At 54.5% G+C, this 22457-nt stretch carries 21 protein-coding genes, 1 tRNA gene and 1 pseudogene; 13 read left to right on the top strand and 10 right to left on the bottom strand.

Annotated elements, in window-relative coordinates:
* Positions 1–8: 8 nt before the first annotated feature.
* On the bottom strand, positions 9–1385 hold the full coding sequence (locus tag GO007_RS10655; protein ID WP_189339858.1) for a pyridoxal-phosphate dependent enzyme: 1377 nt from the start codon (positions 1383–1385) through the stop codon (positions 9–11).
* A 489-nt stretch (positions 1386–1874) separates the two neighbouring features.
* Here GO007_RS10655 and GO007_RS10650 point away from each other — a divergent pair, with 489 nt between their 5' ends.
* From GO007_RS10650 to GO007_RS10640, 3 genes are read left to right on the top strand one after another with little or no spacing between them, the layout of a single operon-like run.
* Entirely contained in the window at positions 1875–2531 is a 657-nt protein-coding gene (locus tag GO007_RS10650; RefSeq protein WP_157349188.1) for an amino acid ABC transporter permease, read from the top strand.
* Positions 2509–3276: an amino acid ABC transporter ATP-binding protein gene (locus tag GO007_RS10645; RefSeq protein ID WP_095099428.1), complete on the top strand. Its 768-nt coding sequence runs from the start codon at positions 2509–2511 to the stop codon at positions 3274–3276. The genes GO007_RS10650 and GO007_RS10645 overlap by 23 nt, the downstream gene beginning before the upstream one ends.
* Positions 3277–3312: 36 nt before the next feature.
* Positions 3313–4086, top strand: coding sequence for an amino acid ABC transporter substrate-binding protein (locus GO007_RS10640; protein ID WP_095099425.1), 774 nt, complete (start codon positions 3313–3315; stop codon positions 4084–4086).
* A 20-nt stretch (positions 4087–4106) separates the two neighbouring features.
* On the opposite strand, the gene GO007_RS10635 is transcribed toward GO007_RS10640, so the two are convergent.
* The 6 genes from GO007_RS10635 to GO007_RS10610 are packed head-to-tail and all read right to left on the bottom strand — an operon-like array spanning position 4107 to position 10149.
* Positions 4107–5117: a fimbrial protein gene (locus tag GO007_RS10635; RefSeq protein ID WP_095099422.1), complete on the bottom strand. Its 1011-nt coding sequence runs from the start codon at positions 5115–5117 to the stop codon at positions 4107–4109.
* Positions 5117–5635: a fimbrial protein gene (locus GO007_RS10630; RefSeq protein ID WP_095099418.1), complete on the bottom strand. Its 519-nt coding sequence runs from the start codon at positions 5633–5635 to the stop codon at positions 5117–5119. The genes GO007_RS10635 and GO007_RS10630 overlap by 1 nt, the downstream gene beginning before the upstream one ends.
* Positions 5626–8154: a fimbria/pilus outer membrane usher protein gene (locus GO007_RS10625; protein WP_095099414.1), complete on the bottom strand. Its 2529-nt coding sequence runs from the start codon at positions 8152–8154 to the stop codon at positions 5626–5628. The genes GO007_RS10630 and GO007_RS10625 overlap by 10 nt, the downstream gene beginning before the upstream one ends.
* 20 nt (positions 8155–8174) lie before the next feature.
* Positions 8175–8855 (bottom strand): fimbrial biogenesis chaperone, encoded by a 681-nt coding sequence (locus GO007_RS10620; RefSeq protein ID WP_095099412.1) that lies wholly within the window; start codon positions 8853–8855, stop codon positions 8175–8177.
* 53 nt (positions 8856–8908) lie between these two features.
* Positions 8909–9493 (bottom strand): fimbrial protein, encoded by a 585-nt coding sequence (locus GO007_RS10615; RefSeq protein ID WP_095099410.1) that lies wholly within the window; start codon positions 9491–9493, stop codon positions 8909–8911.
* Between the two features lie 53 nt (positions 9494–9546).
* Positions 9547–10149, bottom strand: a complete 603-nt coding sequence (locus GO007_RS10610; protein ID WP_095100104.1) for a helix-turn-helix transcriptional regulator — start codon at positions 10147–10149, stop codon at positions 9547–9549.
* Between the two features lie 725 nt (positions 10150–10874).
* Here GO007_RS10610 and GO007_RS10605 point away from each other — a divergent pair.
* The 6 genes from GO007_RS10605 to msrA all read left to right on the top strand — a co-directional run bounded on the left by GO007_RS10605 (position 10875) and on the right by msrA (position 16143).
* Positions 10875–11672 carry a winged helix-turn-helix domain-containing protein gene (locus GO007_RS10605; protein ID WP_095099408.1) on the top strand — a complete coding sequence of 266 codons (798 nt, stop codon included), beginning with the start codon at positions 10875–10877 and terminating at the stop codon, positions 11670–11672.
* A gap of 1 nt (position 11673) precedes the next feature.
* Complete coding sequence (locus tag GO007_RS10600) at positions 11674–12165, top strand: hypothetical protein (RefSeq protein WP_095099407.1); 492 nt, start codon at positions 11674–11676, stop codon at positions 12163–12165.
* Positions 12166–12530: 365 nt separating this feature from the next.
* Complete coding sequence (locus tag GO007_RS10595; RefSeq protein WP_095099406.1) at positions 12531–12830, top strand: hypothetical protein; 300 nt, start codon at positions 12531–12533, stop codon at positions 12828–12830.
* A 275-nt stretch (positions 12831–13105) separates the two neighbouring features.
* Positions 13106–13624 (top strand): peptide-methionine (R)-S-oxide reductase MsrB, encoded by a 519-nt coding sequence (gene msrB / locus GO007_RS10590; RefSeq protein ID WP_095100101.1) that lies wholly within the window; start codon positions 13106–13108, stop codon positions 13622–13624.
* A 30-nt stretch (positions 13625–13654) separates the two neighbouring features.
* Entirely contained in the window at positions 13655–15421 is a 1767-nt protein-coding gene (locus tag GO007_RS10585) for a cytochrome c biogenesis protein DipZ (protein WP_095099403.1), read from the top strand.
* A gap of 17 nt (positions 15422–15438) precedes the next feature.
* Positions 15439–16143: a peptide-methionine (S)-S-oxide reductase MsrA gene (gene msrA, locus GO007_RS10580; RefSeq protein WP_095099400.1), complete on the top strand. Its 705-nt coding sequence runs from the start codon at positions 15439–15441 to the stop codon at positions 16141–16143.
* A gap of 111 nt (positions 16144–16254) precedes the next feature.
* Here the strand turns inward: msrA and GO007_RS10575 are convergent, their stop codons facing one another.
* Complete coding sequence (locus GO007_RS10575; protein WP_095099396.1) at positions 16255–16980, bottom strand: response regulator transcription factor; 726 nt, start codon at positions 16978–16980, stop codon at positions 16255–16257.
* A gap of 166 nt (positions 16981–17146) precedes the next feature.
* Between GO007_RS10575 and GO007_RS10570 the strand changes: the two genes are divergently transcribed.
* From GO007_RS10570 to GO007_RS10555, 4 genes and pseudogenes are all read left to right on the top strand, one after another.
* A complete protein-coding gene (locus GO007_RS10570) occupies positions 17147–17416 on the top strand; it encodes a hypothetical protein (RefSeq protein ID WP_095099393.1) in 270 nt (89 codons plus the stop codon).
* Positions 17417–17570: 154 nt separating this feature from the next.
* Complete coding sequence (locus GO007_RS10565) at positions 17571–18344, top strand: DUF3750 domain-containing protein (protein WP_095099391.1); 774 nt, start codon at positions 17571–17573, stop codon at positions 18342–18344.
* A 304-nt stretch (positions 18345–18648) separates the two neighbouring features.
* A pseudogene (locus GO007_RS10560) lies at positions 18649–19354 on the top strand (ATP-binding cassette domain-containing protein); the annotation flags it as partial.
* A 196-nt stretch (positions 19355–19550) separates the two neighbouring features.
* A complete protein-coding gene (locus GO007_RS10555) occupies positions 19551–20246 on the top strand; it encodes a CPBP family intramembrane glutamic endopeptidase (RefSeq protein ID WP_095099389.1) in 696 nt (231 codons plus the stop codon).
* Between the two features lie 913 nt (positions 20247–21159).
* Here GO007_RS10555 and GO007_RS10545 read toward each other — a convergent pair.
* Together GO007_RS10545 and GO007_RS10540 are read right to left on the bottom strand one after the other, a co-directional pair.
* Positions 21160–21235 (bottom strand) — tRNA-Phe (locus GO007_RS10545).
* Between the two features lie 105 nt (positions 21236–21340).
* On the bottom strand, positions 21341–22054 hold the full coding sequence (locus tag GO007_RS10540) for a DUF554 domain-containing protein (protein ID WP_095099387.1): 714 nt from the start codon (positions 22052–22054) through the stop codon (positions 21341–21343).
* Positions 22055–22457 lie beyond the last annotated feature (403 nt).

Here is a 22457-nt window from a genome sequence, read left to right as displayed (position 1 = left end):
GACGATCCTTAGTGTTCAAGTCGGTTACGCCAGGTGGTCAGCACGTCGCTGCGGGTGATCAGGCCGAGAAAACGATCGTTATCGGCGATGACGGCCACCAGGCCGCGATCGAAAATGGCTTTCAGCGCGCTTTCCGGCGCGCGTTTATCGAGGGTTTCGACGTTGCGGGTCATAGCCTCTCTGACCGGCAGCGCAAAGCGCTGGCTGTCGCCCTCGACGTGGCTAATCAAATCCCACTCATCGACGATCCCAACGACGCGGCCATTTTCCAGTACCGGCAGCTGGGAGATGTCGTACAGGCGCATGCGCGCAAGAATGGTGGCCAACGTGTCGTCCGGCGCGGCGGTGACGGTGGCGTCTTCGTCATGGCGCAGGGCGATAAAATCGGTTAAATCGCCGCGCGAGGGGCGGGTCAGCAGCCCCTGCTGGCGCATCCAGTCATCGTTGAACATTTTCGACAGATACTTGTTGCCGCTGTCGCAGGCAAAGGTCACCACGCGCCTGGCGGTGGTCTGCGCCTGACAGTAGCGCAGGGCGGCGTGCAGCAGCGTTCCTGTTGAAGAGCCGGCAAGAATGCCTTCGGTCTGCAGCAGCTCACGCGCGGTAGCAAACGCCTCCCTGTCGGTGACGCGATAGGCGGTATGCACGCCGTCGAGATGGGCCAGCGGCGGAACAAAGTCTTCGCCAATCCCCTCGACCAGCCACGATCCCGCCTCGCCGGAGCGGCCGGTTTCTACCCGATCGGCGAGGATCGATCCCGCCGGATCGGCAAGAATAAATTCCGTTTTCGGCGAGTGTTCGGCAAACCACGCCTGCAGCCCGCCGAGGGTACCGCCGGAGCCGACGCCAACGACAATGGCGTCGATATCGCCATCCAGCTGGGCGAAGATTTCTGGCGCGGTGGTACTGATATGCGCCAGCGGGTTGGCCTCGTTATTAAACTGATCGATATAGAATGCCCCCGGCGTCTCCTCCGCCAGGCGACGGGCGTAATCCTGATAGTAGGCCGGGTGGCCTTTATTAACATCGGAGCGGGTGAGCAGCACCGTTGCCCCCAGCGCCCGCAGATGGAATATCTTCTCGCGGCTCATTTTGTCGGGGACGACGAGGATCAGGCGGTAGTTCTTTTGCGCCGCAATGAGCGCCAGGCCGAGCCCGGTATTGCCCGCGGTGGCTTCAATAATCGTGCCGCCTGGCTTTAGCTTACCGAGGCGTTCAGCCTCGTTAATCATCGACAGCGCAACGCGATCCTTAATAGAACCGCCGGGATTTTGGTTTTCCAGCTTCAGGAACAGGCTACAGGGGCCGGTTTCCAGCTTGTGCAACTGAAGCAGGGGCGTGTGGCCGATAAGTTCGCTAACAGAATGAAAGAGTGACATGACTATTTACCCATTCGTATCGAGATGACGAATGGTAGGTCTGTGAATTTGGCAAATTAAAGAATATTTAACCGCTCATAAGAGCAAAATGGAATATAAGATTCTATTTAGCCATCCGGAGGGAAAGGTTGTTAGCCGCCTGGGTGTATTGATATCTGAAAATTACTATTTTTGGCGTAATTTTCAGCGATTAATGCATTTTTGCGGCGACGCAAATGCGTTTTTCAGAAAAGGATGGCTAAAAAAATCATAGCGACAAATATCCAGGGGGAGGTGCCTGAATCAGGCTGCTGGAGCATAGCTTTTTATCGAAAACAAATAACAAAGCCAGATATTCAATACCGTTTTTGATAGATACGTGCGAGCCCGGGCGCATGATAACCTTTATTAAATTAGAACGATTTGCTATTGCGTCCGGGCTTATTCAGCAAGCGCCGGAAGAAAAGGTGAGATGTGCCTGAATTTATATCATTAGCGATAAGTTCATTCTGGCCGATGCTTTATGCCGGGCTGGTTTTTACTATCCCTATTACGTTAATTTCGTTTGCTCTGGGCCTCGGGCTGGGGTTTGTCGCGGCGCTTATCAGGCTGTACGGGCCGCGGCCGCTACGGCTGCTGGTGCGTTTTTATGTCTGGGTTATTCGCGGCACTCCGCTGCTGGTGCAGCTGTTTCTGATTTTTTACGCGCTGCCGGGTATCGGAATTACTCTCGACGCTTTTCCTGCCGCGGTTATTGGCTTTACGCTGAACGTCGGGGCCTTCACTTCTGAGGTTATCCGGGCGACGCTGCTTTCCGTCGCCAGGGGGCAGTGGGAGGCCGCGCACTCGATCGGCATGAACTGGTGGCAGTCGCTGCGCCATATTATTTTGCCGCAGGCCGCGCGGGTGGCCGTACCGCCGTTATCGAATACCTTTATTTCGTTAGTGAAAGATACTTCACTGGCGTCAGTGATTACCGTGCCGGAGCTTTTTTTAGCTGCTCAGAGAATTGCCGCCGTGACCTATCAGCCATTAATACTGTATACCGAAGCCGCTATTATCTATTTATTAATCAGCTCGGTGCTGTCGTACCTGCAATCCAGGCTAGAGGCCCGGTTAGAAAAAAATACCTCAGGCAAGGAACATAATAATGATAACCCTGTCCGGGCTTGAGAAAAGTTTCGCTGGGCAAAAGGTCCTGCACGATATTTCGTTAAATATTGCCGAGGGGAGCGTTACCGCGCTTATTGGGCCATCGGGAAGCGGCAAAAGTACGCTATTACGCTGCATTAACCTACTTGAGCTGCCGCAGGCCGGGAAATTAACTATTGGCCAGGAAAATATTGTGTTCTCCGCCGATGCGGCGCCGAAGAGAAAGGATATCAGGCGTATTTGCCAGCAAACCGGGATGGTTTTCCAGAATTTTCAGCTGTTCCCTCATTTGTCGGTACTTGAAAACATTATGACGGGGCTGATTGTGGTGCAGAAATGGCCTGTCGAACGCGCGAGGGCCCGCGCCGAGGAACTGCTGGCGAAGGTGGGTCTGCTGCATAAGCGTCATGCCTGGCCGGCGATGCTGTCCGGTGGCCAGCAGCAGCGCGTGGCTATTGCCCGCGCGCTGGCGCCTTCACCTAAGGTGCTGCTCTGCGATGAGCCAACTTCGGCGCTCGATCCTGAGCTGTCGCTGGAGGTGATTTCTGTTTTGCGTCAGCTGGCGCAGGAGGGGACAACCATGCTGATGGCCACTCACGATCTGCGGCTGGCCGCCAGTATAGCCAGTCAGGTCGTGTTTCTTGAGTCCGGACAGATTATCGAGAGCGGTAGCTCGCGGGATATTTTTACCCATGCGAGGAAAACGCGGACGCAAATTTTTATTTCCACATTGACCGAAACGTTTCCTGATTCCTGGGAAATTTAAAACAACAACACGGCATAGCAGACTAAGGAGTTAATGATGAAAGTACTGATGACGGCATTACTGGCTACCGCGATCCAACTGGGCGTGGCGCATGCGGCGGCTGCGCAGGACGACCTGGCAAAGATAAAAACAGCGGGCGTGTTTAAAGTCGGCACCGAAGGGACCTTCCCGCCGTTTACCTACCACAATACGGCGGGAAAGCTGGTGGGTTTTGATGTTGATATCGCGCGTGAAATTGCCAGACGGATTGGCGTAAAGGCCGAGTTCGTTGAAGGTAAGTGGGATGGCCTGGTGGCCGGTCTGGATGCTAATCGCTACGATGCGGTGATAAACCAGGTATCCATTACGCCCGAGAGGGAGGCGAAGTATGACTTCTCCGATCCCTACATTTCCCCTAAAGCCGTACTGATCGTGAATGAGAAAAACACCGACATTCATACCTTTGCTGATTTAAAAGGCAAGAAATCGGCGCATACCTTGACCAGTAACTATGCGCAAATTGCCCGCGAAAATGGCGCTGAAGTGGTGGGAACCGATGGCTTCGATCAGTCTATCGCGCTGGTGTCGCAGGGACGCGCGGATGCGACTATTAACAGCAACCTCTCGTTCCTCGATTTCAAAAAGCATAAGCCCGACGCCCCGGTAAAAATTGTGGCGGAAAGGGCCGATGCTGAGCGGGAGGCGGTATTAATCCGCAAGGGGAATCCGGATCTGCGTCAGGCTATCAATACGGCGCTGGCGGGAATCAAATCCGATGGCACCTACCAGCGGATCTCCAACGAGTATTTCGCCGCAGACGTATCAAAATAAGACGCCGGCGGCGACGCTCGTTACTGGTAGGAAAACGTAATGCTCACGAGGGCGTTTGCGCTTCCCGGCACCAGCTCCCCGGTGCGGACGTACTGCGCCTGGAACGGTAGCGACACTATTTGGGTCGTCGCCGTGGTCTGGATAAAGAACTGGTTTACGGTACCCGCTGCGGAGCTGTCCGGCCCCATCATCAGCGGGCCGCTGCCGTTATAGAAGAACTGTACGCCGATGCCGGAGGCGGTAGAATCGTTGGTCAGCGTAACGACAGAGGAGGTGTTGTCTGGCGTGGTCTGATCCGTCATTACCGCATAGAGCGCCACCTGTTCGTCGCAGGTCAGGCTGACGTTAAATGAGCCCGATAGCGAGGTGCTGCCCACGTTGGGCAACGTATGAATATCCGGAGCGCCGAGATCGATGCTGGCGCTTTTGGTGCTCACCGTACAGCCGCTGGCCGTCACCGTAATGGTCGTCGGGTTGATGATCACCTGTGCCGTTTTGGTTTCGTTATTATAAGCCGTCAGGATTGCGGCGTTGATGGCTGGGATCTGGTATACGCCTGACTTCAGCGCGCTGTCCGTTTTAATGTACGTTAATTTTGCCGACCAACCTAAATCGAAAGCCATGCCGTTGGTGCCATCGGCGGGGTAGCTTTGGGTCACGCCGGTTTGTAGCGGCACGTAGGTTGTGCCGTTAAAATCCTTCAGGCCGATGATATAGCCGATGCCGGGGATGCCGGTTTCAAAAACGCTATAGCTTACGCCATCGACGTTGACGGCGATCCCCGCAGACACGGCGCTGCTGCCGGGTTCGAGAGTTCCTTTGGTACAGACGAACAGGTATCCGCACCAGAACACCCGCTGCACGCTGGCCGTGGCGCTCCACGCTGAGCCGATAATATTTCCCGGCATAACGGAGTCCGCGGGGCCGGTGTAGGTCATCGGCTGGGGCGAGAGCGTAATGTCGGATACCCAATCCAATGCCAAAACCCTGGCGCTGACGCACAGCCAGCAGACAAGCAGTAAGAAACGCATTATTGATACTCCGTAGTCCAGGTCGCGATGGCCGAAACGTCACCGGCGCTGACGGCGGCGCCGTTGGCCGCCAGCCGGGCATAAAATGTCATCTGCACGCGTTCGTCTCCCGACGCCCCGTAGGCCGCCGTTTGGGCTTCCAGCGGGATCGGTACCCCGTCTTTATCGAGGATTTGTACCGCCACGCCGCTCGCTCCGCCGTCGTCTACCTTAATCAGCTGTGGGTTGAGGTCATCCGGCGTGCCGCTAAAGCGGATCTTCACTCCGATAAAGGTTGGGCCGCACTCTTCCAGCGTGAGCGTGAAGGCCCGTTTGATATTGCTTACCGCTCCCGGCGAGTGAAACTGCTTCATGCCGATGGTGCCCAGCGGGACGGTTTGTTCTGCTGAATCGGCGGAAACCACGCAGGTATTGCCGATCAGGTTTCCGGTTACGGAGACCAGCACGTCGTAGCCGCAAGCCGGGGCGGCGAGGGCAATAAGCAGCGCTATGCCTGATATCCGGGCTGCTACTGACATACCGCCTCCTGCGTATAAAGGCCCGTGCGGGCGCTGTAATCCTCCGGGTTCAGACGATATTTAACGACGCACCTTTTGTCGCTGTCTTGTCCCCAAACGGCGCTGAGCGTGCCTTCAGCCGGCAGGCCGGCGAGATAAAGGCTGCCGCCATCCCCCACGATGCCGCTGGTCTGCTCATCGGCGAGCGATACGATGGCGCCAAACGGCAGCGCCTCGTTGCGGTAGCCGATCGTGAACAGGGCCTTCGCGCCCCGGCGGGTGACGATGGTTGCGCGCACCAGCGCGCCATCGGTCGGCGTTTTGCTCACGATGGCGTTCTCCAGCTCAACGTTGTTTCCGGCGGTAGTGACATCCAGCGCGACCTGGTTGATGCGATACGGCGTGGCGTAAGGAATGACGGCATAGCCGCGGCTATCGGTTTTGACTCCTTTATGATTAAGCACCGCCACGCTACCGGCCCCCGGCGCTTTGATCAGGATGTTAGTATTCCCCAGCGGCTGGCTGAGCGTCAGGCCATCTTCATGTAGCACCGCGCCGCCGCTCATGCCGTAGCTGAGGCTGCGGGAATCGCTGGAGTAGCTGTAGCCCAGGCTGTAATCGCCGCGCTGGCCTTCGTACTGCAACGCGGCATCGCCGCCGTACCGCAGCTGCGCGCCGTAGCGCTGATTAACGTTATAGAACAGGCTCTCCTGTCCGGGAACGTAGCCGCTTACGCCGGCGCTGCTGGTGGCTCCCGTTGAGTCCGCATGGGTGGTGGTAAAACGCGCCCTGGTGGCCAGCTGCGGGTTGCCGAACGGCACGGAAAGCGACATCGCCACAACGTTATCTTTATGGTTATCGAACAGGCTGGTGCTGCGCTGAAAGCTCACGCCAACCGAGACGTTGCGAACCATAGCGTTCCACGCAAACTGCATGCTTTGCGTTTTGCTGGCGGTGCGCCAGTAGGTTTGCCGATCCCATGACAGAGAAAGCGAGCCAAACCTACCCATTGGCTGCGACAGCAGCAGCTGATTTTTCGCTTTGCGCGACATATGCAGGTTATACACGTTCTCATAGCTGGTGGTGACGGTGCCGTCTGCCTCCGTGACCTGCTTCGTCATACCGCCCGTCATCCCCTTATAGGCGGTATCGCTGAGGGTGTAGAACCCCTGCGTTGAGTAGCGCAGCGAATAGAAGTTAAAGCGCGTGCCGATATTGTTCAGCAGCTTGCTGTAGCGCAGGCGCACGGAATCCCCGGTGTAGGGCCGATCGTCGGCCAGTATGCTGCGCGCGTGGGTCACATCGACGGAATACGCGCCAAAGCGCCCGAGATTTTGTCCAATGCCCAGCGCGAGCCCGCTGTAGCGCTCTGCAAGCTGAGCGCCGCCGTAAAAGGTGAGGCCGTATTCCCAGCCGAAAAACAGCTCTCCCTGGGCAAACGTCGGGGTGTTCTGATTGCTGACGGCGCGAAGTTTCCCGGCGCCGAAGGCATATTTTATCTGCCCGCTGCGCACGAGGTTCGGCACGCTGGCAAACGGAACGGTATATTGCGTTTTGCTGCCGTCGCTCTCCTGAATCGTCACCAGCAAATCTCCGCCGGACGACGTGGGGTAGAGATCTTTCAGCATAAACTCCCCGGAGGGGACGCTGGTCTGATAAATGGTGTTGCCGTTCTGCTGGACGGTAACGGTCGCGCTGCTGCGGGCGATGCCGCGAACCTCCGGCGCATAGCCGTTCAGGCTGGCCGGCAGCATGTTATCGTCGGTTTTCAAGGCGATACCGCGTAGGCCTACGGAGTCAAAGACCTGAGCGGAAGTGTAGGTTTCCCCAGCGTACGCCTGCGCTCGTAGGGCGGGTATATCCCGCTGCAGCCAGGTTTGTACGTGGGTAAGCGTATTCGCATCTTTGGTCCACGTCGTGTAGTCGCGCAGCCGCCACGCGCCCAGGTTCACACCGCTGTTCAGGCTAACGAACAGCTGCCGGGTGCGGGTGCGCTTATTGCCCCGGTACTCATTGTTGGCGCCGTTAACGACATAGTTCAGCCACGCAGCAGGGATCCCGGACTCCCAGCTCTCAGGGCTGACGTATCCACGCGGAAGATTACGCATATAGCTCTGCGGCAGGCTGAGATTGAGCGTCAGCGTCTTCTGGTCGAAGTCAAAGCTGGCGCCGGGGAACGCGTGATTTAAAAAATAGCATTGCCGGGTCAGCGGCAGCCGCTCTTCTGCGGCCTGGCGGCTATCAATGCCCAGGGCGGCAATCTGCTGCGCCGTGACGCAGGGCTGGGCGTCGTCCTGCGCTGTATTTTTATCAACGCTGAATGCCACGTTTCCGGTGAAGGCGTAATTTTTATTGATATATACGTTAATGTTGTATTCGCCCGGCGGTAAGGCGCTCCCCGCATTGACCCATGAGAGGTCGACAATATTTCCACTTTCACCGTTGAGGAACGCAGGATTAAATTGCAAATCGTTCTCTGCGGCAGAGACATACCGAATGGCATGGCAGATCATCAGGGCACAGACGATTTTTGCTTTCACGCGATCGCACCTTTTTTATTTTATTTCCGGTTCAACGACAGGCTGACGGTGGGCGTCCATGCGCCGTAATCATTGATGGTCTGATAGCTAAAAGCGCTTGCCTGACTGAATGAGCCCGCCAGCGTGACGCTTGCTTTTGGTGGGACCATCGCCGGCTGCACCGGCTTACCATCGACTTTTAAATTGATGGTGGTGAGGTAATAAGGCGTTGGGTTATTGAGCGTAATTTTGCCCGCGCGGTAGTCGCCGGTTATTTTTTTCCACCCCTCGCTGGCGCCGCTTTGCAGCCCTTCCGGGCGGTAAAAAACTTTTATGCGGTTCGCTGAGGCAAACTGCAGCGAATTGCTGGAGGCGCTTTTGGATTGCTGCGGAATGGCTTTGACCGTAATCCAGTACAGCGTTTCCCGGTCCTGCGGCAGAGATTTACCGCTAAACATAATTTTCACCACGCTCTCGGTTGCCGGTTTTAAGACATACAGAGGCGGCGTAATGACGAAATCGTTGGAGTGCCGATCTTGCTCATTTTCAACCCATGACTGGATGAGGAATGAGGCGTCGGGATGCGTATTTCTGACCTGCAGCATCGACTGGTTCGCGCTGCCGAGGTAGACCATTCGCGTTGCGCCCAGGCCCACGCCGCCGGCACAGGCTGCGGATGAGCACAGCGAGCCGAGCAGACAAATCCATGTTAATGAGCGCATAGCGTCTCTCCTGAAAGTTGAGCCTGGCCCGGCGACCCGCCCGGGCCAGAGGATTACGAATAGGTTACGGTGTAGGTGGCTACAGCGCTGGCATCGCCAGCCGTGGCGTTGCCCTGCGGAGAGTAGTATTTGGCGCTGAAGTTTAGGGTGTTCGAGCCGCTACGCAGCTCGACGGGCGCGGCGGACTCGCCAAGCCTCACGACGTTGCCCTGTTCGTCATACAGGCGAATAGCGACGTTTTGCGCCGAGCTGCTGCTGCCGTTTGAGCCGACGGCCAGGCCGTCAGCATCGGTGCTATCCGGGATGCCGGTGAAGGTTACGGAAACCGTAGTCGCCGGGATTGGGTTTTCCTCGGTGCCGGCGGAGGTATCGGCGATTTCACAATCTTCAAGGGTGATGGCGAACGCTTTTGCCGTGTTGGCTTCACTGCCCGCCGCGGCCAGCGTGGCGGTACGAACTTCACCCAGATCGACGTCAATGTTGCCACTGTTGGCGCTGATGGCGCAGGCTGAGGTCACGACGCTGCCGCTGAAATTTACGGTGCCGCCGCTGGTGGTGGCAGCCAGCGAGGAGCCCGCAGGCAGCAGGGCCGCAATGCCCAGCGCCAGCAGAGTTTTGCTATTTAAGTAAGCTTTCATTTTTCTGATTCCATAGTTTTGTTATTACGAGACTGGCTCTGAAGGCTGCAGATTTAGCTGGTTAAAAACACCAGTAAATCTGTTTTATTCCTGAGCCCGAGTTTTCTTATTGCTGAGCTTTTTAACGCGCTGACACGGCGGTATGAAAGCTTCTCTATTTCTGCTATATAACGTATATCCAACCCATTTCTCAGTTTCTTCAATACCCTCCATTCCCCTGGCGTTAGCGAAAGCGCCATTGATTTCTTTTTCGGTTGATAGCGGCTTTCCGCCACTTTTAATAAACAGGTTCGCCAGCGATAAAGCGGATCCTGTAATGAAATATAGGCATCAATATCACCGTGTACCCACAACAATGAATTCACTGCTGCGGAATACATATATATAAGTACCTCCGGGTAACTGGCTTTAATCGTTTTGATGTACGCCAGACAATCCATTCCGGTATGGTGTTTTTCTATACCTGAAATAAAAATAACGTCAATTTTGGTCATTGCTAAAAGATCGTCAAGGTGCTGGTAATCATTCGTCGATGTTGTGATTTGAATACCAGAATACATTCCTTGCAATAAGGCGGTAATGCCACAGCGTGCAAAGCGATCGCCACCGATTAACGCAATATTTAAATGATGCTGTAGTTCAAGCTTACTCGCCATGTTATTCCCTCGATTTATAATAATAATGAGGTCAGCCCGTATGCGTATGACAGGTATCAACCTGTATTCCTGTATTTTTAAAGCAATTAAGCCTTTCACTCTGTGGAACTACTATACCCCGGGAGATGACTACGTAATCTCAATTAATCTTAATTTATATTAATTGCAAAGCGTGAGGCCGTCCGATGAACCCGTTCGCCGAACTATATTGGCTTAATCGTGGACGAACGGGCCTCAGTTCCCCGCGCCGACAGGTTTTTCGTACTCCTTATTATCGTTTTTTCTCAATGCCTAAACCTCGCGTTAAGCGAAGTTCATATTTTTATTTTTCCTTTTGTATCAGCTGCTTGATGGAGGTTTTCTACGGGAGATATAGCGGCGAAGCGAATGGTCAGGGCACGGGAATCGGGCCGCAGGAAAGCGCTCTCCCGTCGGTTGAGTGAAGATAAGATCTACTTAAGAAAAGATAAGAGAAGGGCGTTGACGCCCGTCAGGCGGCGCTCGGGAACGGGGTGAGGAATGGGGTTAGCGTTTATTGTACTTCAGTTAACCTGCAGAGCAATGACAGGAAAATAAGATGTTTCGCCAGTTGCTGTGATATACAGCAACGAATTTATCGGCCATATTACCCTCAGAGAGGAGAAGGATTAATCTCTTCTCATCCATATGGTGATAAGACCTGGGTACTACCGACATGCTTTAACCGGAGATTTTTCACCGATTGTATGCACAAGCATTATATTATCAATGAAATAGTTGAGTTTCATCCTGTGGACGGCACGCTGCGCGATCTCAGCAACCCGGATCGCGTGGTGGTACTCAATTCGCCCGCAGGGCGCTGTTTATTATTATTAATAGAGCGAGCCGGCGCCATTGTCACGCAACAGGAGTGCATGGATATCGTCTGGCAAAGGCGAGGGATGCTGGTTTCACCCAATACCTATTACCAGAATATTTCTGTTCTACGCAAGGGATTGAAAAAAATTGGCTTCAATAGCGATCCGATCGTCACGATCCCGCGTATTGGATTAACATTATCCAGCGAAACTACGATAACGATTAAAGAGGTTCCGCGGCAAACGTCAGATGATGAAGTATATGATACTGCGCTTTCGGATGCGGAGAGCGTTCCGCAGGCTGAACCTACAGTGCAGCCTGTAATAGCGGCTTATTCACCTAAACGCCTGCGGTGGTGGACGAAAGCGTTATTTTTAGTTTTGTTATTCACAGGCGCAGGAATGATTAATCATAGTTTTTCCCGGGAAACTCTTTTTATCGATGGTTATTACTTTGCGGGTACGGTGGGAGAGTGCCGGGTTTATCTGACCAATAGCATCCAGACGCAGGATGAGCGGGCCAGGGCGCTGACCTACGCCGGGCAATTTAAAGATGGCTGCGTGAATTATCCATGGGTGTATATCGGCAGGTATGCTCTGCTGCCTCGAGCCTCCGTTATTCGGTGCGATCGGTCGATGAAGGAGCCAAACCGCTGCATTTCGGACTATTTTATTGAGGATCGTTAGCATGGCCCATCATCGTCAGGTGCTTTACCTGTCCTGCTTTTGCCTGCTGCTCGGCGCCGTGCTGGCGAGTTATTTTTTGTGGTGTCGCTATTATGTCGCGCCGTTCTCCTGTCGGGTGAGTTTTGTCCAGCATCATCCGGATACGACCCTCATTCTGTGGATGAATTACACCGTAGACGGGAAGAGCGGGACGCTCAGCATTAACGGTCACGTGCAGGGGGAGCCGAACAGAGTTATTAACCGTAAAATATCGTTTTTGGTGACGCGCAAAGGCCGTGTCTGGTACCTGGTATCAGAACACAATATTAAATTCCCGGACGATAACGTGCCGGATAGCTGGCTGGAAAAATATGAGCCGCTGTTTTTCGTCTATCCGGGAAAAAATATCTATATGCGTATTAATGAACAGAAAAATGGTAGCTATCTCTTTCTTTTGGGAACGCTGCCGACCTATATGTGCAGTAGCGCCACGCGTCCGGCTGCGAAAATGTAAAAGCCAACCACGGGCTGGGTTTTCTGTTTACCGCTCCTGCGCACCTGTCCTCGCACTCATTGCGAGACGCTCTCTCTCATCACTCATCGCCAACTGTCGCCTGTAGCCGGGCCAACGCGGAGCGGTCTGGTGAGACGCTGCGCCACGGCGCGGCCGTTCTCAATGAAACCACGGGGGGCGCGTGCCGGCAAGTCTGATGCAGATAGCGACGGCAGTCATTCAGCGCTCTGAGGTATTAAAGCGCCTGAAAACAGAACGCCGAAATAATCCGACCGCAGCGGCTGTTGAAAATAAAAGATGAGTTATATTGTTGGCACGTTCTTTACGCCACCGGTACTTACTCCCCTTATATTGGAGATATCTGTATGAAACTATTACAACTAATCGCACTGGTTCCTGTATTACTGCTGCCAGCTGGCGCATTTGCCTCCTCAGAGGCAGCGTGGAAAGAATTTGATAAAACTATCCAACGCTCATGCCTGGCAAAGAGCGACCTGCTGCATAAAAAGGTGACAGGACAGCGCATAGATTTTAGTGATGATGTCGGTTACTCGGCCCTCATTATTTCCGGTAAAAGAATGGATAATGGCAAATCGCAAACGATGAAATCTCTCTGTCTGTATAACCGGCAAAAACAAACTGCCAGTCTTGCTGATATGCCATGAGTCGACACCTTTCCCCCTGAAGGGCGACATTTCCTGCAGCATTCGGATCGAAGCTCCGCCGGTTTCGGCCTCTGCGGACGTCAGCCAAATTTACGCGGAAGTATCTTTTTTAATATTCTCTAATCTTCTGTTTCTAAAGAAATATAAATTGTAGCGCTCCCACCTCTCCCTACCCGGCGAAAGTTATCACAAATTTGTGAACGTTTCGGGAGGATTTGATAAGAACTTCCTCTGTAAGTTGACATCATTCCTTTTCCACAGAACGCGGGGCGATGATGTTAAACCGACGAAATTTTCTGCTGGGAGGCAGCGCGATCGCGGCCGGCGTACTGGCGGTAGGGCGCTTCCCCTCTTTGTTTGCCGCTGATGGCAAAGCGACTGCTGCCCCGGCGGGGGCAAAGTTTGCCATAACCCATAGCCCGCAGGAGTGGCAGAAGCTCCTGACGCCTCAGCAGTATTACATCCTGCGGAAGGCGGGGACCGAGAGACCTTATTCCAGCCCGCTGAACAATGAACACCGGCGCGGCACCTTCGTCTGCGCGGGCTGCCAGCTGCCGCTTTTCTCCTCCGCCGCTAAATTTGACAGCCGCACCGGCTGGCCCAGCTTCTGGCAACCGCTGGATGACGCGGTGGCAGAGAGCCGCGATAGCTCATTTGGCATGGTGCGCGACGAAATTCATTGCCGCCGCTGCGGGGGGCATCTGGGCCACCTGTTTAGCGACGGCCCGGCGCCGACCGGACTACGCTATTGCATGAATGGCTATGCGATGCTGTTTAGACCGGAAAAAATATAGCCCCCACTGTCCACAATAAGGACGCTGATTATGCTGGTTATTTTTCTTGCTTATCTTGGGGGCCTGTTGACCATCGCCAGCCCCTGTATTTTACCCGTGCTGCCGTTTGTTTTTGCCCGTTCGGATCGGTCGTTTATGCGCACCGGTCTGCCGCTGCTGGCGGGAATGGCGATAACCTTTACGCTGTTTGCCACGCTGGCTGCCGTGGGCGGAGGCTGGGTGGTGGCGGCCAACCAGTATGGTCGTGACGCCGCGCTGGTGTTGATGGCGCTATTTGGGATAACGCTGCTGTTCCCCCGCCTGGCGGATCGGATCATGCATCCGCTGGTCTCTGCCGGGAATTCCCTGTCAAACCGGATTACCGTCGGTAAATCCTCCGGCGCGGGCAGCTCGTTTTTGCTGGGTATTGCCACCGGTTTGCTATGGGCGCCGTGTGCCGGGCCGATCCTCGGGCTGGTACTGACCGGTGCGGCGCTGCAGGGCGCGAATATCAACTCCACCTTGCTGCTGCTGGCTTATGCCGCCGGTGCGGCGACCTCGCTGGCGCTGGCGCTGCTGATTGGCGGTAAAGTCTTCGCCACCATGAAGCGCTCGCTGGGGGTTGGGGAGTGGATCCGCCGCGCGCTCGGCGTCGGTATGCTGATGGGCGTGGCGGCGATCGGTTTCGGACTGGACACCGGCGTCCTGGCGCGGATTTCGACGGCATCAACCGGCGGTATTGAACAATCCTTGATACAAAAACTCTCTCCGGGCAGCGGAAAATATGCCTCGGCGCCTGCGGCAACCCCCGCCAGCGCCGTAGCCAGTACGGCTGATAACGGTATGTCATCTTTGCTGAGCGATGGAGGATTGGCGCCGCCACTGACCGGCGCCGTGCAGTGGCTGAACTCGCCGCCGCTGACCCCGGAAGCGCTGCGCGGCAAAGTCGTGCTGGTGGACTTCTGGACCTACTCTTGTATCAACTGCCTGCGTTCACTGCCTTACGTTAAAGCCTGGGCGGAGAAGTACCGCGATCGGGGGCTGGTAGTGATTGGCGTGCACGCGCCGGAATTCGCCTTTGAAAGAGATATTCGCAACGTTGCGAAAGAAGCGAAAAAGCTGGGGGTCACTTATCCGGTTGCGATCGATAACGACTACCGCATCTGGCGCGCCTTTCATAACCAGTACTGGCCAGCGCACTACTTTATTGATGCCAGCGGGCATATCCGTTACGAACATTTCGGCGAAGGCGATTATGACCGCTCCGAACATGTGATTCAGGAGCTGCTGCGTCAGGCGGGGGCGAAAAATGTCGATAATAGCGTCAGTACGGTTTCAGCTACGGGCGTTGAACAGGCTGCCAGCGGTCAAAGCAATATCTCACCGGAAACCTACCTCGGCTATTCGCGCGGAGCAAACTTTGCCTCCGATAAGGTCAGCGAAGACCAGCCCGCTGATTACCATATTGCGGCGCTGCCCCTCGATTCATGGGGGCTGGAAGGACGCTGGACCATCGGCGACGAGCATATCACGCTGAACGGCGGCACCGGCAAGATTGCCTATCAGTTCCATGCTCGCGACCTGCATCTGGTTCTGGGGCCGGGTAGGGACGGGAAACCCGTTCGCTTTAAGGTGTTGGTCGATGGCCAGGCTCCGGGCAGGATGCACGGCGCCGACGTGGCCGCCGACGGTAGCGGCACGGTGACGGAACAGCGTTTGTATCAGTTAGTTCGCGGGTCTGATGGGGTGGGGGAACACACCTTCAGCATTGAGTTTAAAGATCCGGATGTAGACGCATACGCTTTCACATTTGGTTAATACAGGTGGCTACGAAGATGAAAAAAATGACCCATTGTATCCGTGCCGTAGGCGCTTCGGCTCTGGTGGTTAGCGCGCTGGTATTCCAGAGCGTCGCCTGGTCTGAAGCTGAACCCGCGGTAATTATTCCCGCGCCGCTGCAGGATGAGGCTCCTGGTTCGACGCGTCTGGAAACCGCCGTCCTTGCCGGCGGCTGTTTCTGGGGCGTGCAGGGCGTTTTCCAGCACGTCAAAGGCGTCACTAATGTGACTTCCGGTTATGCCGGCGGCAAAGCCCGCACCGCCTATTACGATAGCGTGAGCACCGGTATGACCGGTCATGCCGAGTCGGTACAGATCACTTTTGATCCGCAGCAGGTAACCTACGGCCAGCTGTTACAGGTTTTCTTCTCGGTCGCGCATAACCCGACGGAGCTGAACCGGCAGGGGCCGGACTACGGTACGCAATATCGCTCAGCGATATTCCCGATGAATGATTCGCAGGAGAGCGTAGCGAAGGCCTATATTGCCCAGCTTAACGGCAGCCACCGTTTCAACGCGCCGCTGGTGACTACGGTTGAGGAGCGCGCCAGCTTCTATCCGGCGGAGAAATATCATCAGAACTTCCTCAACGACAACCCCGATTACCCGTACATTGTGATCAATGACAAACCCAAAGTTGAGCAGCTGAAAAAAAACTTCCCGGCGCTGTGGAATAGCGAACCGGTGCTGGTGAAAGGTTAATGATTCCCCACCGCGTCGCCGTCAGGGGGCGCGGTTTGCCCTACGGGGCGGCATTTTTTCCGGCTAGCAGCCGGCCGACATCGGGAGAAGAGATATTTTACGACCGGCTGCTTATGTTGCGCTTTCGACCGCGGGGGAAAATTTATATCCCATTCCCCAGACGGTTAGCAGGCGCTCCGGTTCCGCCGGGTTATGTTCAATCTTGATCCGCAGGCGGTTAATGTGCGTATTGACCGTATGCTCATAGCCTTCATGCTGATAGCCCCAGACCTGATTGAGCAGGCTCATGCGCGAGAACACTTTGCCGGGGTTTTTAGCGAAAAAATAGAGCAGATCGAATTCACGCGGCGTGAGTTCCACCGGTTTGCGATCCAGATGTACTTCACGCGCGATGGGATCTATCACCAGGCCGGCAAAACGCAACATTCCTGCATCCATTTTCATGGCGCTGATCATCGCTTCCTGACGGCGAAACAGGGCCTTGATGCGGGCGACCAGCTCCAGCATGGAAAACGGTTTTGCCAGATAGTCGTCAGCCCCCAGCTCCAGGCCAAGCACGCGGTGTATTTCGCTGGAGCGGGCGCTGATAATAATGATGGGCGTATAGCGGGCCATATTACGCGCGCGACGGCAGATCTCCAGCCCGTCGATACCGGGGAGCATTAAATCGAGGATCAGCGCATCCCAGCCGCCGCTTTCCAGCAGGGCGACGCCTTTATTACCGTCATTAGCATGGGTAACGTCATAGCCCTCATCATGCAGGTGAAGGGCGAGAAGGTCGGCAATGTCGGCGTCATCTTCGACGATCAGGATTTTTTTTGCGGTTACGCCTGTCATATTTAACCCCCCATTTTCCCGTCTACTCTTGCAGCTTACACAACTCCCTCTGCTGCCGTTGAAATATCACATTTAATTTAAATTTGCGTGAGGCTTTGGGGAACAGATGTGGCGGATAGTCGGTAATGGTATCGCGGGTGTATCGACAATAACTGAGGAAAATATTATGAAAAAATTAGCTATTTTCGCACTGTCAGCCGTCTGTGCTATGGGCTCCGTGACGGTGAGCTATGCGGCAGATACGACGAGCGAAACGTCATCGACCACCATGATGAAAGCAGACCATAACTCCGGCGCGATGATGAAGGCCGATGATCATTCCGCAACCATGATGATGAAAGCTGATAAACATCCTGGCACCATGATGACGAAGGAGAAAAAGCCTGGCGCCGGGATGGCGATGAAAAAAAAGGACGAAGTTAAAAAATCCATGTAACGGGAGGCGCTGGCGCGGCGTTTCGGTGAAAGGCACGCCGCCAGCGTTTTTTGTGGAAACGTCGCAGTTCGGCGCTGCCGAACTGTCTTGATGCGCAGCGCAATCAGTACAATAATCGCGCATATGGATGTTTCCTCCCTGAATACAGGCTGCCATGATCATAAAAATCGTTTGTCTGAGTCTTCTTTGCATCATCCTGCTCTCTCTTGGCGCCAGCCTGGCCCAGGCGATGCATCAGCGTGAGCAGCGCTCGCAGGAGGGCTGGTGGTCCGCCCGCCGTGACTCAGCGGGGCTGGCGCCCGACCCTCAGCAAAACGCCAGGCTGGCCATTGTGCAGGTCTACGCTGCGCCGACCTGGGGATGGAGAGGGGTGGTGGCGGTACATCCATGGATCATCTATAAACGCGCCGGGGAGACGGAATATAGCCGTTACGAAGTGATTAGCTGGGGAGGCGGGGAAAAGGTGCGCCGCAATCGTAACCCTCCGGATGGCTACTGGTTCGGGGCGAAGCCCCGTTTGCTGGTGGAACACCGGGGGCAAGAGGCCGAAGCCATGATTCCGCAGATTGTCGCGGCCATTGCCACCTATCCCTGGCCGGATACCTACCACGCCTGGCCAGGGCCCAACAGTAACACCTTTATTGCCCATATTGGGCGCGAGGTGCCTGCGCTCAAGCTGGATATGCCCGCCAACGCGGTGGGGAAAGATTTTCGCTCGCTGCTGGATCCCATCGGCCTCCCGCCATCCGGACGCGGGGTACAGGTGTCGGTGCTGGGGATTGCCGGTGTTACGCTGGGGGCTGAAGAGGGATTTGAACTCAACCTGCTGGGGCTGAACGTGGGGCTGGATTTCACGCCGTTACGTATACGTCTGCCGTTTATTGGCGGCCTGGGCGATGACAATTTGCGAAATGACCCTGCTAAATAACGCTAATGTCCACCGCGCTGGCATGGATTCGACGGCCGGATGAACGGGGACGACCCCACGGGGCCCGGGGACCTCCTTGAACGCTTGCGCTACGCGGTGATGTAAACAGATGAACGTCGCCTTGCGGGCTGCACCTGGAGTTAAACAAACATTGTTTATATCCCCTCTTGCCGGCAAGAAAGAGCGGTATTGGCATTTTTATTGTTATGTTATGACTTAAACTAGCGCCAATATATTACTCAGATTTATCGCTAGAATATTCAATTCGATAATATTTGCACTCTAAAGAGGCAAGTATTGAATTATCGCCCTGAACGCGCGGGAAGCCCGGAAACCTGATACGGCTATGCAAGCCGATATACATCCGGTAGCACTGGAGATCCGGAACCTGAGTTTTCGTTATGACGGTCAGTCTGCGCCCGTTTTCAGCAACCTGAACACCAGTATAAAACCAGGAGAAATTGTGGCGATTATCGGGCCTTCAGGTTCAGGGAAAATCACCCTGGTAAAGGTACTGTGCGGGCTGTTTGTACCCGAGTCCGGCAGACGGTACGGATATCAGGTCGCTGGGTGTCAATAATTATCACAGAATGATTGCCTGTGTGATGCAGGATGACCGGCTGTTTTCAGACTCTGTTCGAGAAAATATCTGCGGTTTCGCTGAAAATATCGATGGGGCGTGGATGGTGGAGCGCGCCGCCAGATCCAGCTTTATTCACGAAGTTATCATAAAAATGCCCGTGGGTTATGAGGCGCTGATTAGCGAACCGGTAGCAAGATTTTCTGGCGGGCAGAAACCGCGGGTTTTTATTGCACAAGCGCTTTACCGTTGTCCCGGTATTTTATGCATGGATGAGGCCATAAGTGCGCTGAATACTGAGAGTGAAAATTATGTTAATCAAGCGATAAAACATCTTAATATAACACGGATAATTATCGCTCACGGAGAAATAACAGTAAAATCGGCCGCGCGGGTAGTTTTATTGAATGCGTCTGCAGGACACGACTAAAGCAATGCTATTAATATTTCTTCGTCAAAGGCAGGTATCCAGCCTGTACTTACTTACCTGAATCATTCGATACTAAATAAATCTGGTCAAATGAAGAGGAAATGTAACACACTACTACCTGACGAGTCCGAGGCCTTACGCGATGGTAAATTTCGGCTATGGTCTTAAGTTATTGATTTGTATCAGGAATGATGAAATGGAAGACAAAAAATACAGCTGTGAATATATTGAAAGAAACAAATCCGTATCCGGATGTTTTGCTATGTTCATACTGTTCTTCGGGATAACCTTTATCCCCTTATTTTTAAGAAACGGTGCAGAACTTATGGCGCGAGGGCTTCTGATTCCGTTACTCATTACTCTGGAATTTATGTTCATTATTCCTCTCTATTATATCTTTTTCCGTAAAAGAGAAGGCATGGGGGTCGGTAGTTTTCGGCTTAAAACGTTTATGATACTGTTTCTTATTATTCTGCTTGTTCAGTATCTTTTCCCTTATCTTTTCGGGATAAATAAAGCTGAAAAATGGTCCGAATCCCAGGCGACTCTCGGAGGATACATTTTTTGGATTAATGCCATTCTGCTAATTTTCATTGCGCCTGTCTATGAAGAAATCGTCTTCCGTGGATGCCTGTTTAACATACTTAAATTCTGGTTTCGGGGAAATATTTATGGTGCCGCTATCATCGTGTCCTTGATATTTTCGGCAGTCCACTTGCAGTATACGGAAATAAGGACCTTTATCATGTTGTTTTTGGTTTCTTTAACCCTCACGGCGGCGCGGGTGAAGAGCCGGGGGCTTTTGATGCCAGTGATTCTTCATATGCTGATGAATGCAGTAGTTACCGGTACACAGTATGCGGCTTACATACTTTTAGCCCCTCAAAGTTAATTATTTGGTGTAAGGGATTTTCGTTATGCCTGCGATATTAAATGCAACTCAGTTCCCGGTACTCGGACTACCGGCGGTGACACACTCAGCATTCCGCTGATGACGCTCGACAGCGGATGGCAGGCCGCTTACATTGAAGCAATCTTCAGTGGCGGGTATGTAGCTATAACACAGGTGTATAGTACGCCTGACGAGAAATATCCGGAAGCAGCCCCGTCCGGCCGCAGAAATGCAAAAACCTGCCTTTTGGGCGGGTTCTCTGAATAGTGGTGCCCGGCTCGGACTAACGCCGAAGGCGTTGAACGGCGCGCCTGTCGCGCCGGCCCCGCAGGGGTGAGCCGCTGGCGGCGAATAATCGAACGTAGTTCGATGGAGAGTCCGGCCGTAGAAATGCAAAAAACCGCCTTTTGGGCGGGTTCTTTAAATAGTGGTGCCCGGCTCGGACTAACGCCGGAGGCGTTGAACGGCGCGCCTGTCGCGCCGGCCCCGCAGGGGTGAGCCGCTGGCGGCGAATAATCGAACGTAGTTCGATGGAGAGTCCGGCTGCAGAAATGCAAAAACCCAGCCATCGGCTGGGTTCTCTGAATAGTGGTGCCCGGACTCGGACTAACGCCGGAGGCGTTGAACGGCGCGCCTGTCGCGCCGGCCCCGCAGGGGTGAGCCGCTGGCGGCGAATAATCGAACGTAGTTCGATGGAGAGTCCGGCTGCAGAAATGCAAAAACCCAGCCATCGGCTGGGTTCTCTGAATAGTGGTGCCCGGACTCGGACTAACGCCGGAGGCGTTGAACGGCGCGCCTGTCGCGCCGGCCCCGCAGGGGTGAGCCGCTGGCGGCGAATAATCGAACGTAGTTCGATGGAGAGTCCGGCTGCAGAAATGCAAAAACCCAGCCATCGGCTGGGTTCTCTGAATAGTGGTGCCCGGACTCGGAATCGAACCAAGGACACGGGGATTTTCAATCCCCTGCTCTACCGACTGAGCTATCCGGGCAACGGGGCGCATTAAAACCGATTCGCCTCGCTGCGTCAACGAAATTTCATCAAATCAACGCAGGATGGACAATCTATCACCACATTGCATTAAAAGCACGCAGCTTCAGGCGAAAAAGAGGCTCCAGGCTGCCGATAGCGGCATTGCCAGCACCAGCGCCGGCAGCATATTAACCACCGCAAACATTTTGATACCGCAGATGCGCAGCCCGGTCGCCAGCAGCAGCATTCCGCCAACGGCGCTGAAATCGGCCATCATCATCGGGGTCGTCAAGGGCATAATTAACGCAGCGCAGGCCGCCAGCGTGAGCTGGATAACCAGCATCGGAACGCTTATCGCCGCGACGGCAATGCCAAGAGAACAGGCAAAAATGGTGGCGGTGAAAAAGTCGAGGAACGCTTTGGCAATAAGAATGCTGGCGTCGCCGGTCATGCCTTCGCGCATCGCGCCGAAGATCCCGGTGCCGCTGGCGCAGAACAGCACGATAATCGCGACGTAGCTCTGAACAAAAGAGTCATGGGCGGCAACCCGCCGCTTGCCCTTCGGCGAAAATATCTGCTGGAGCTTGCCGACCAGCGCGTTGGTCCCTTTCTCCATATTACACACTTCGCCAAGCAGGGCGCCCAACAGGGTGGCGAGCACCATCACCGGCAGGTTGGCGCATTTAACCACTAATAAAATACCAATGCCCAAAGAGGCGAGACCAAAAATAGAGGTCATCGATGTGCGGATGCGCTCCGGCAATCTCTGGCTTAACAGTGCGCCAATGATGCCGCCTGACAGCACCGCGCAGGCGTTAATAAAAGGTCCTGTAACCACAGCGTGCTCCCGTTAATTATCCCTAATAAGTGCATTATTATGAACCTGCCACGGCGTAAAGGCTCGTGGAACAGTGATGTGACTGCATATGTAATTCATCTTGCCTGGGTATGGCAAAGGTGACATTATTGCGCGAATTTTCTTCTCTTCAACTATGAGGCCGCCGGGATGACCACATCGCCAACGCATTGCCGCCGCGCGCAGATGCGTAAGCCGCCTCATCTTGCTACTCTTAGTCTCGATCCTCTTCCCCGCATGCGGTGAAGGCAGCGTATGCTCACTGCAGGACAACAGTAAAAGCGGACCCGGTCTGCTTTTACTGATGTCGGGCGGTCGGAGCTGGAATCCAGTCGGACCCTGACATTTCGTTGGACAAGGCGTGAACGCCCTGTCTGAGGCCTTT

This window comes from Klebsiella sp. 10-1, from assembly GCF_009758445.1.
Taxonomy (GTDB): Bacteria; Pseudomonadota; Gammaproteobacteria; order Enterobacterales; family Enterobacteriaceae; genus Klebsiella; species Klebsiella scottii.
Note: the sequence above shows the minus strand (reverse complement) of the source record. Positions and strands in the feature narration are given on the sequence as shown.

Excerpts from the sequence above, each read along its gene's own strand:
- GO007_RS10650 (WP_157349188.1), top strand. The coding sequence starts at position 1,875 with ATGCTTTATGCCGGGCTGGTTTTTACTATCCCTATTACGTTAATTTCG.
- GO007_RS10645 (WP_095099428.1), top strand. The coding sequence starts at position 2,509 with ATGATAACCCTGTCCGGGCTTGAGAAAAGTTTCGCTGGGCAAAAGGTC.
- GO007_RS10640 (WP_095099425.1), top strand. The coding sequence starts at position 3,313 with ATGAAAGTACTGATGACGGCATTACTGGCTACCGCGATCCAACTGGGC.
- GO007_RS10635 (WP_095099422.1), bottom strand. The coding sequence starts at position 5,117 with ATGCGTTTCTTACTGCTTGTCTGCTGGCTGTGCGTCAGCGCCAGGGTT.
- GO007_RS10630 (WP_095099418.1), bottom strand. The coding sequence starts at position 5,635 with ATGTCAGTAGCAGCCCGGATATCAGGCATAGCGCTGCTTATTGCCCTC.
- GO007_RS10620 (WP_095099412.1), bottom strand. The coding sequence starts at position 8,855 with ATGCGCTCATTAACATGGATTTGTCTGCTCGGCTCGCTGTGCTCATCC.
- GO007_RS10615 (WP_095099410.1), bottom strand. The coding sequence starts at position 9,493 with ATGAAAGCTTACTTAAATAGCAAAACTCTGCTGGCGCTGGGCATTGCG.
- GO007_RS10610 (WP_095100104.1), bottom strand. The coding sequence starts at position 10,149 with ATGGCGAGTAAGCTTGAACTACAGCATCATTTAAATATTGCGTTAATC.
- GO007_RS10605 (WP_095099408.1), top strand. The coding sequence starts at position 10,875 with ATGCACAAGCATTATATTATCAATGAAATAGTTGAGTTTCATCCTGTG.
- GO007_RS10600 (WP_095099407.1), top strand. The coding sequence starts at position 11,674 with ATGGCCCATCATCGTCAGGTGCTTTACCTGTCCTGCTTTTGCCTGCTG.
- GO007_RS10595 (WP_095099406.1), top strand. The coding sequence starts at position 12,531 with ATGAAACTATTACAACTAATCGCACTGGTTCCTGTATTACTGCTGCCA.
- msrB (WP_095100101.1), top strand. The coding sequence starts at position 13,106 with ATGTTAAACCGACGAAATTTTCTGCTGGGAGGCAGCGCGATCGCGGCC.
- GO007_RS10585 (WP_095099403.1), top strand. The coding sequence starts at position 13,655 with ATGCTGGTTATTTTTCTTGCTTATCTTGGGGGCCTGTTGACCATCGCC.
- msrA (WP_095099400.1), top strand. The coding sequence starts at position 15,439 with ATGAAAAAAATGACCCATTGTATCCGTGCCGTAGGCGCTTCGGCTCTG.
- GO007_RS10575 (WP_095099396.1), bottom strand. The coding sequence starts at position 16,980 with ATGACAGGCGTAACCGCAAAAAAAATCCTGATCGTCGAAGATGACGCC.
- GO007_RS10570 (WP_095099393.1), top strand. The coding sequence starts at position 17,147 with ATGAAAAAATTAGCTATTTTCGCACTGTCAGCCGTCTGTGCTATGGGC.
- GO007_RS10565 (WP_095099391.1), top strand. The coding sequence starts at position 17,571 with ATGATCATAAAAATCGTTTGTCTGAGTCTTCTTTGCATCATCCTGCTC.
- GO007_RS10555 (WP_095099389.1), top strand. The coding sequence starts at position 19,551 with ATGGAAGACAAAAAATACAGCTGTGAATATATTGAAAGAAACAAATCC.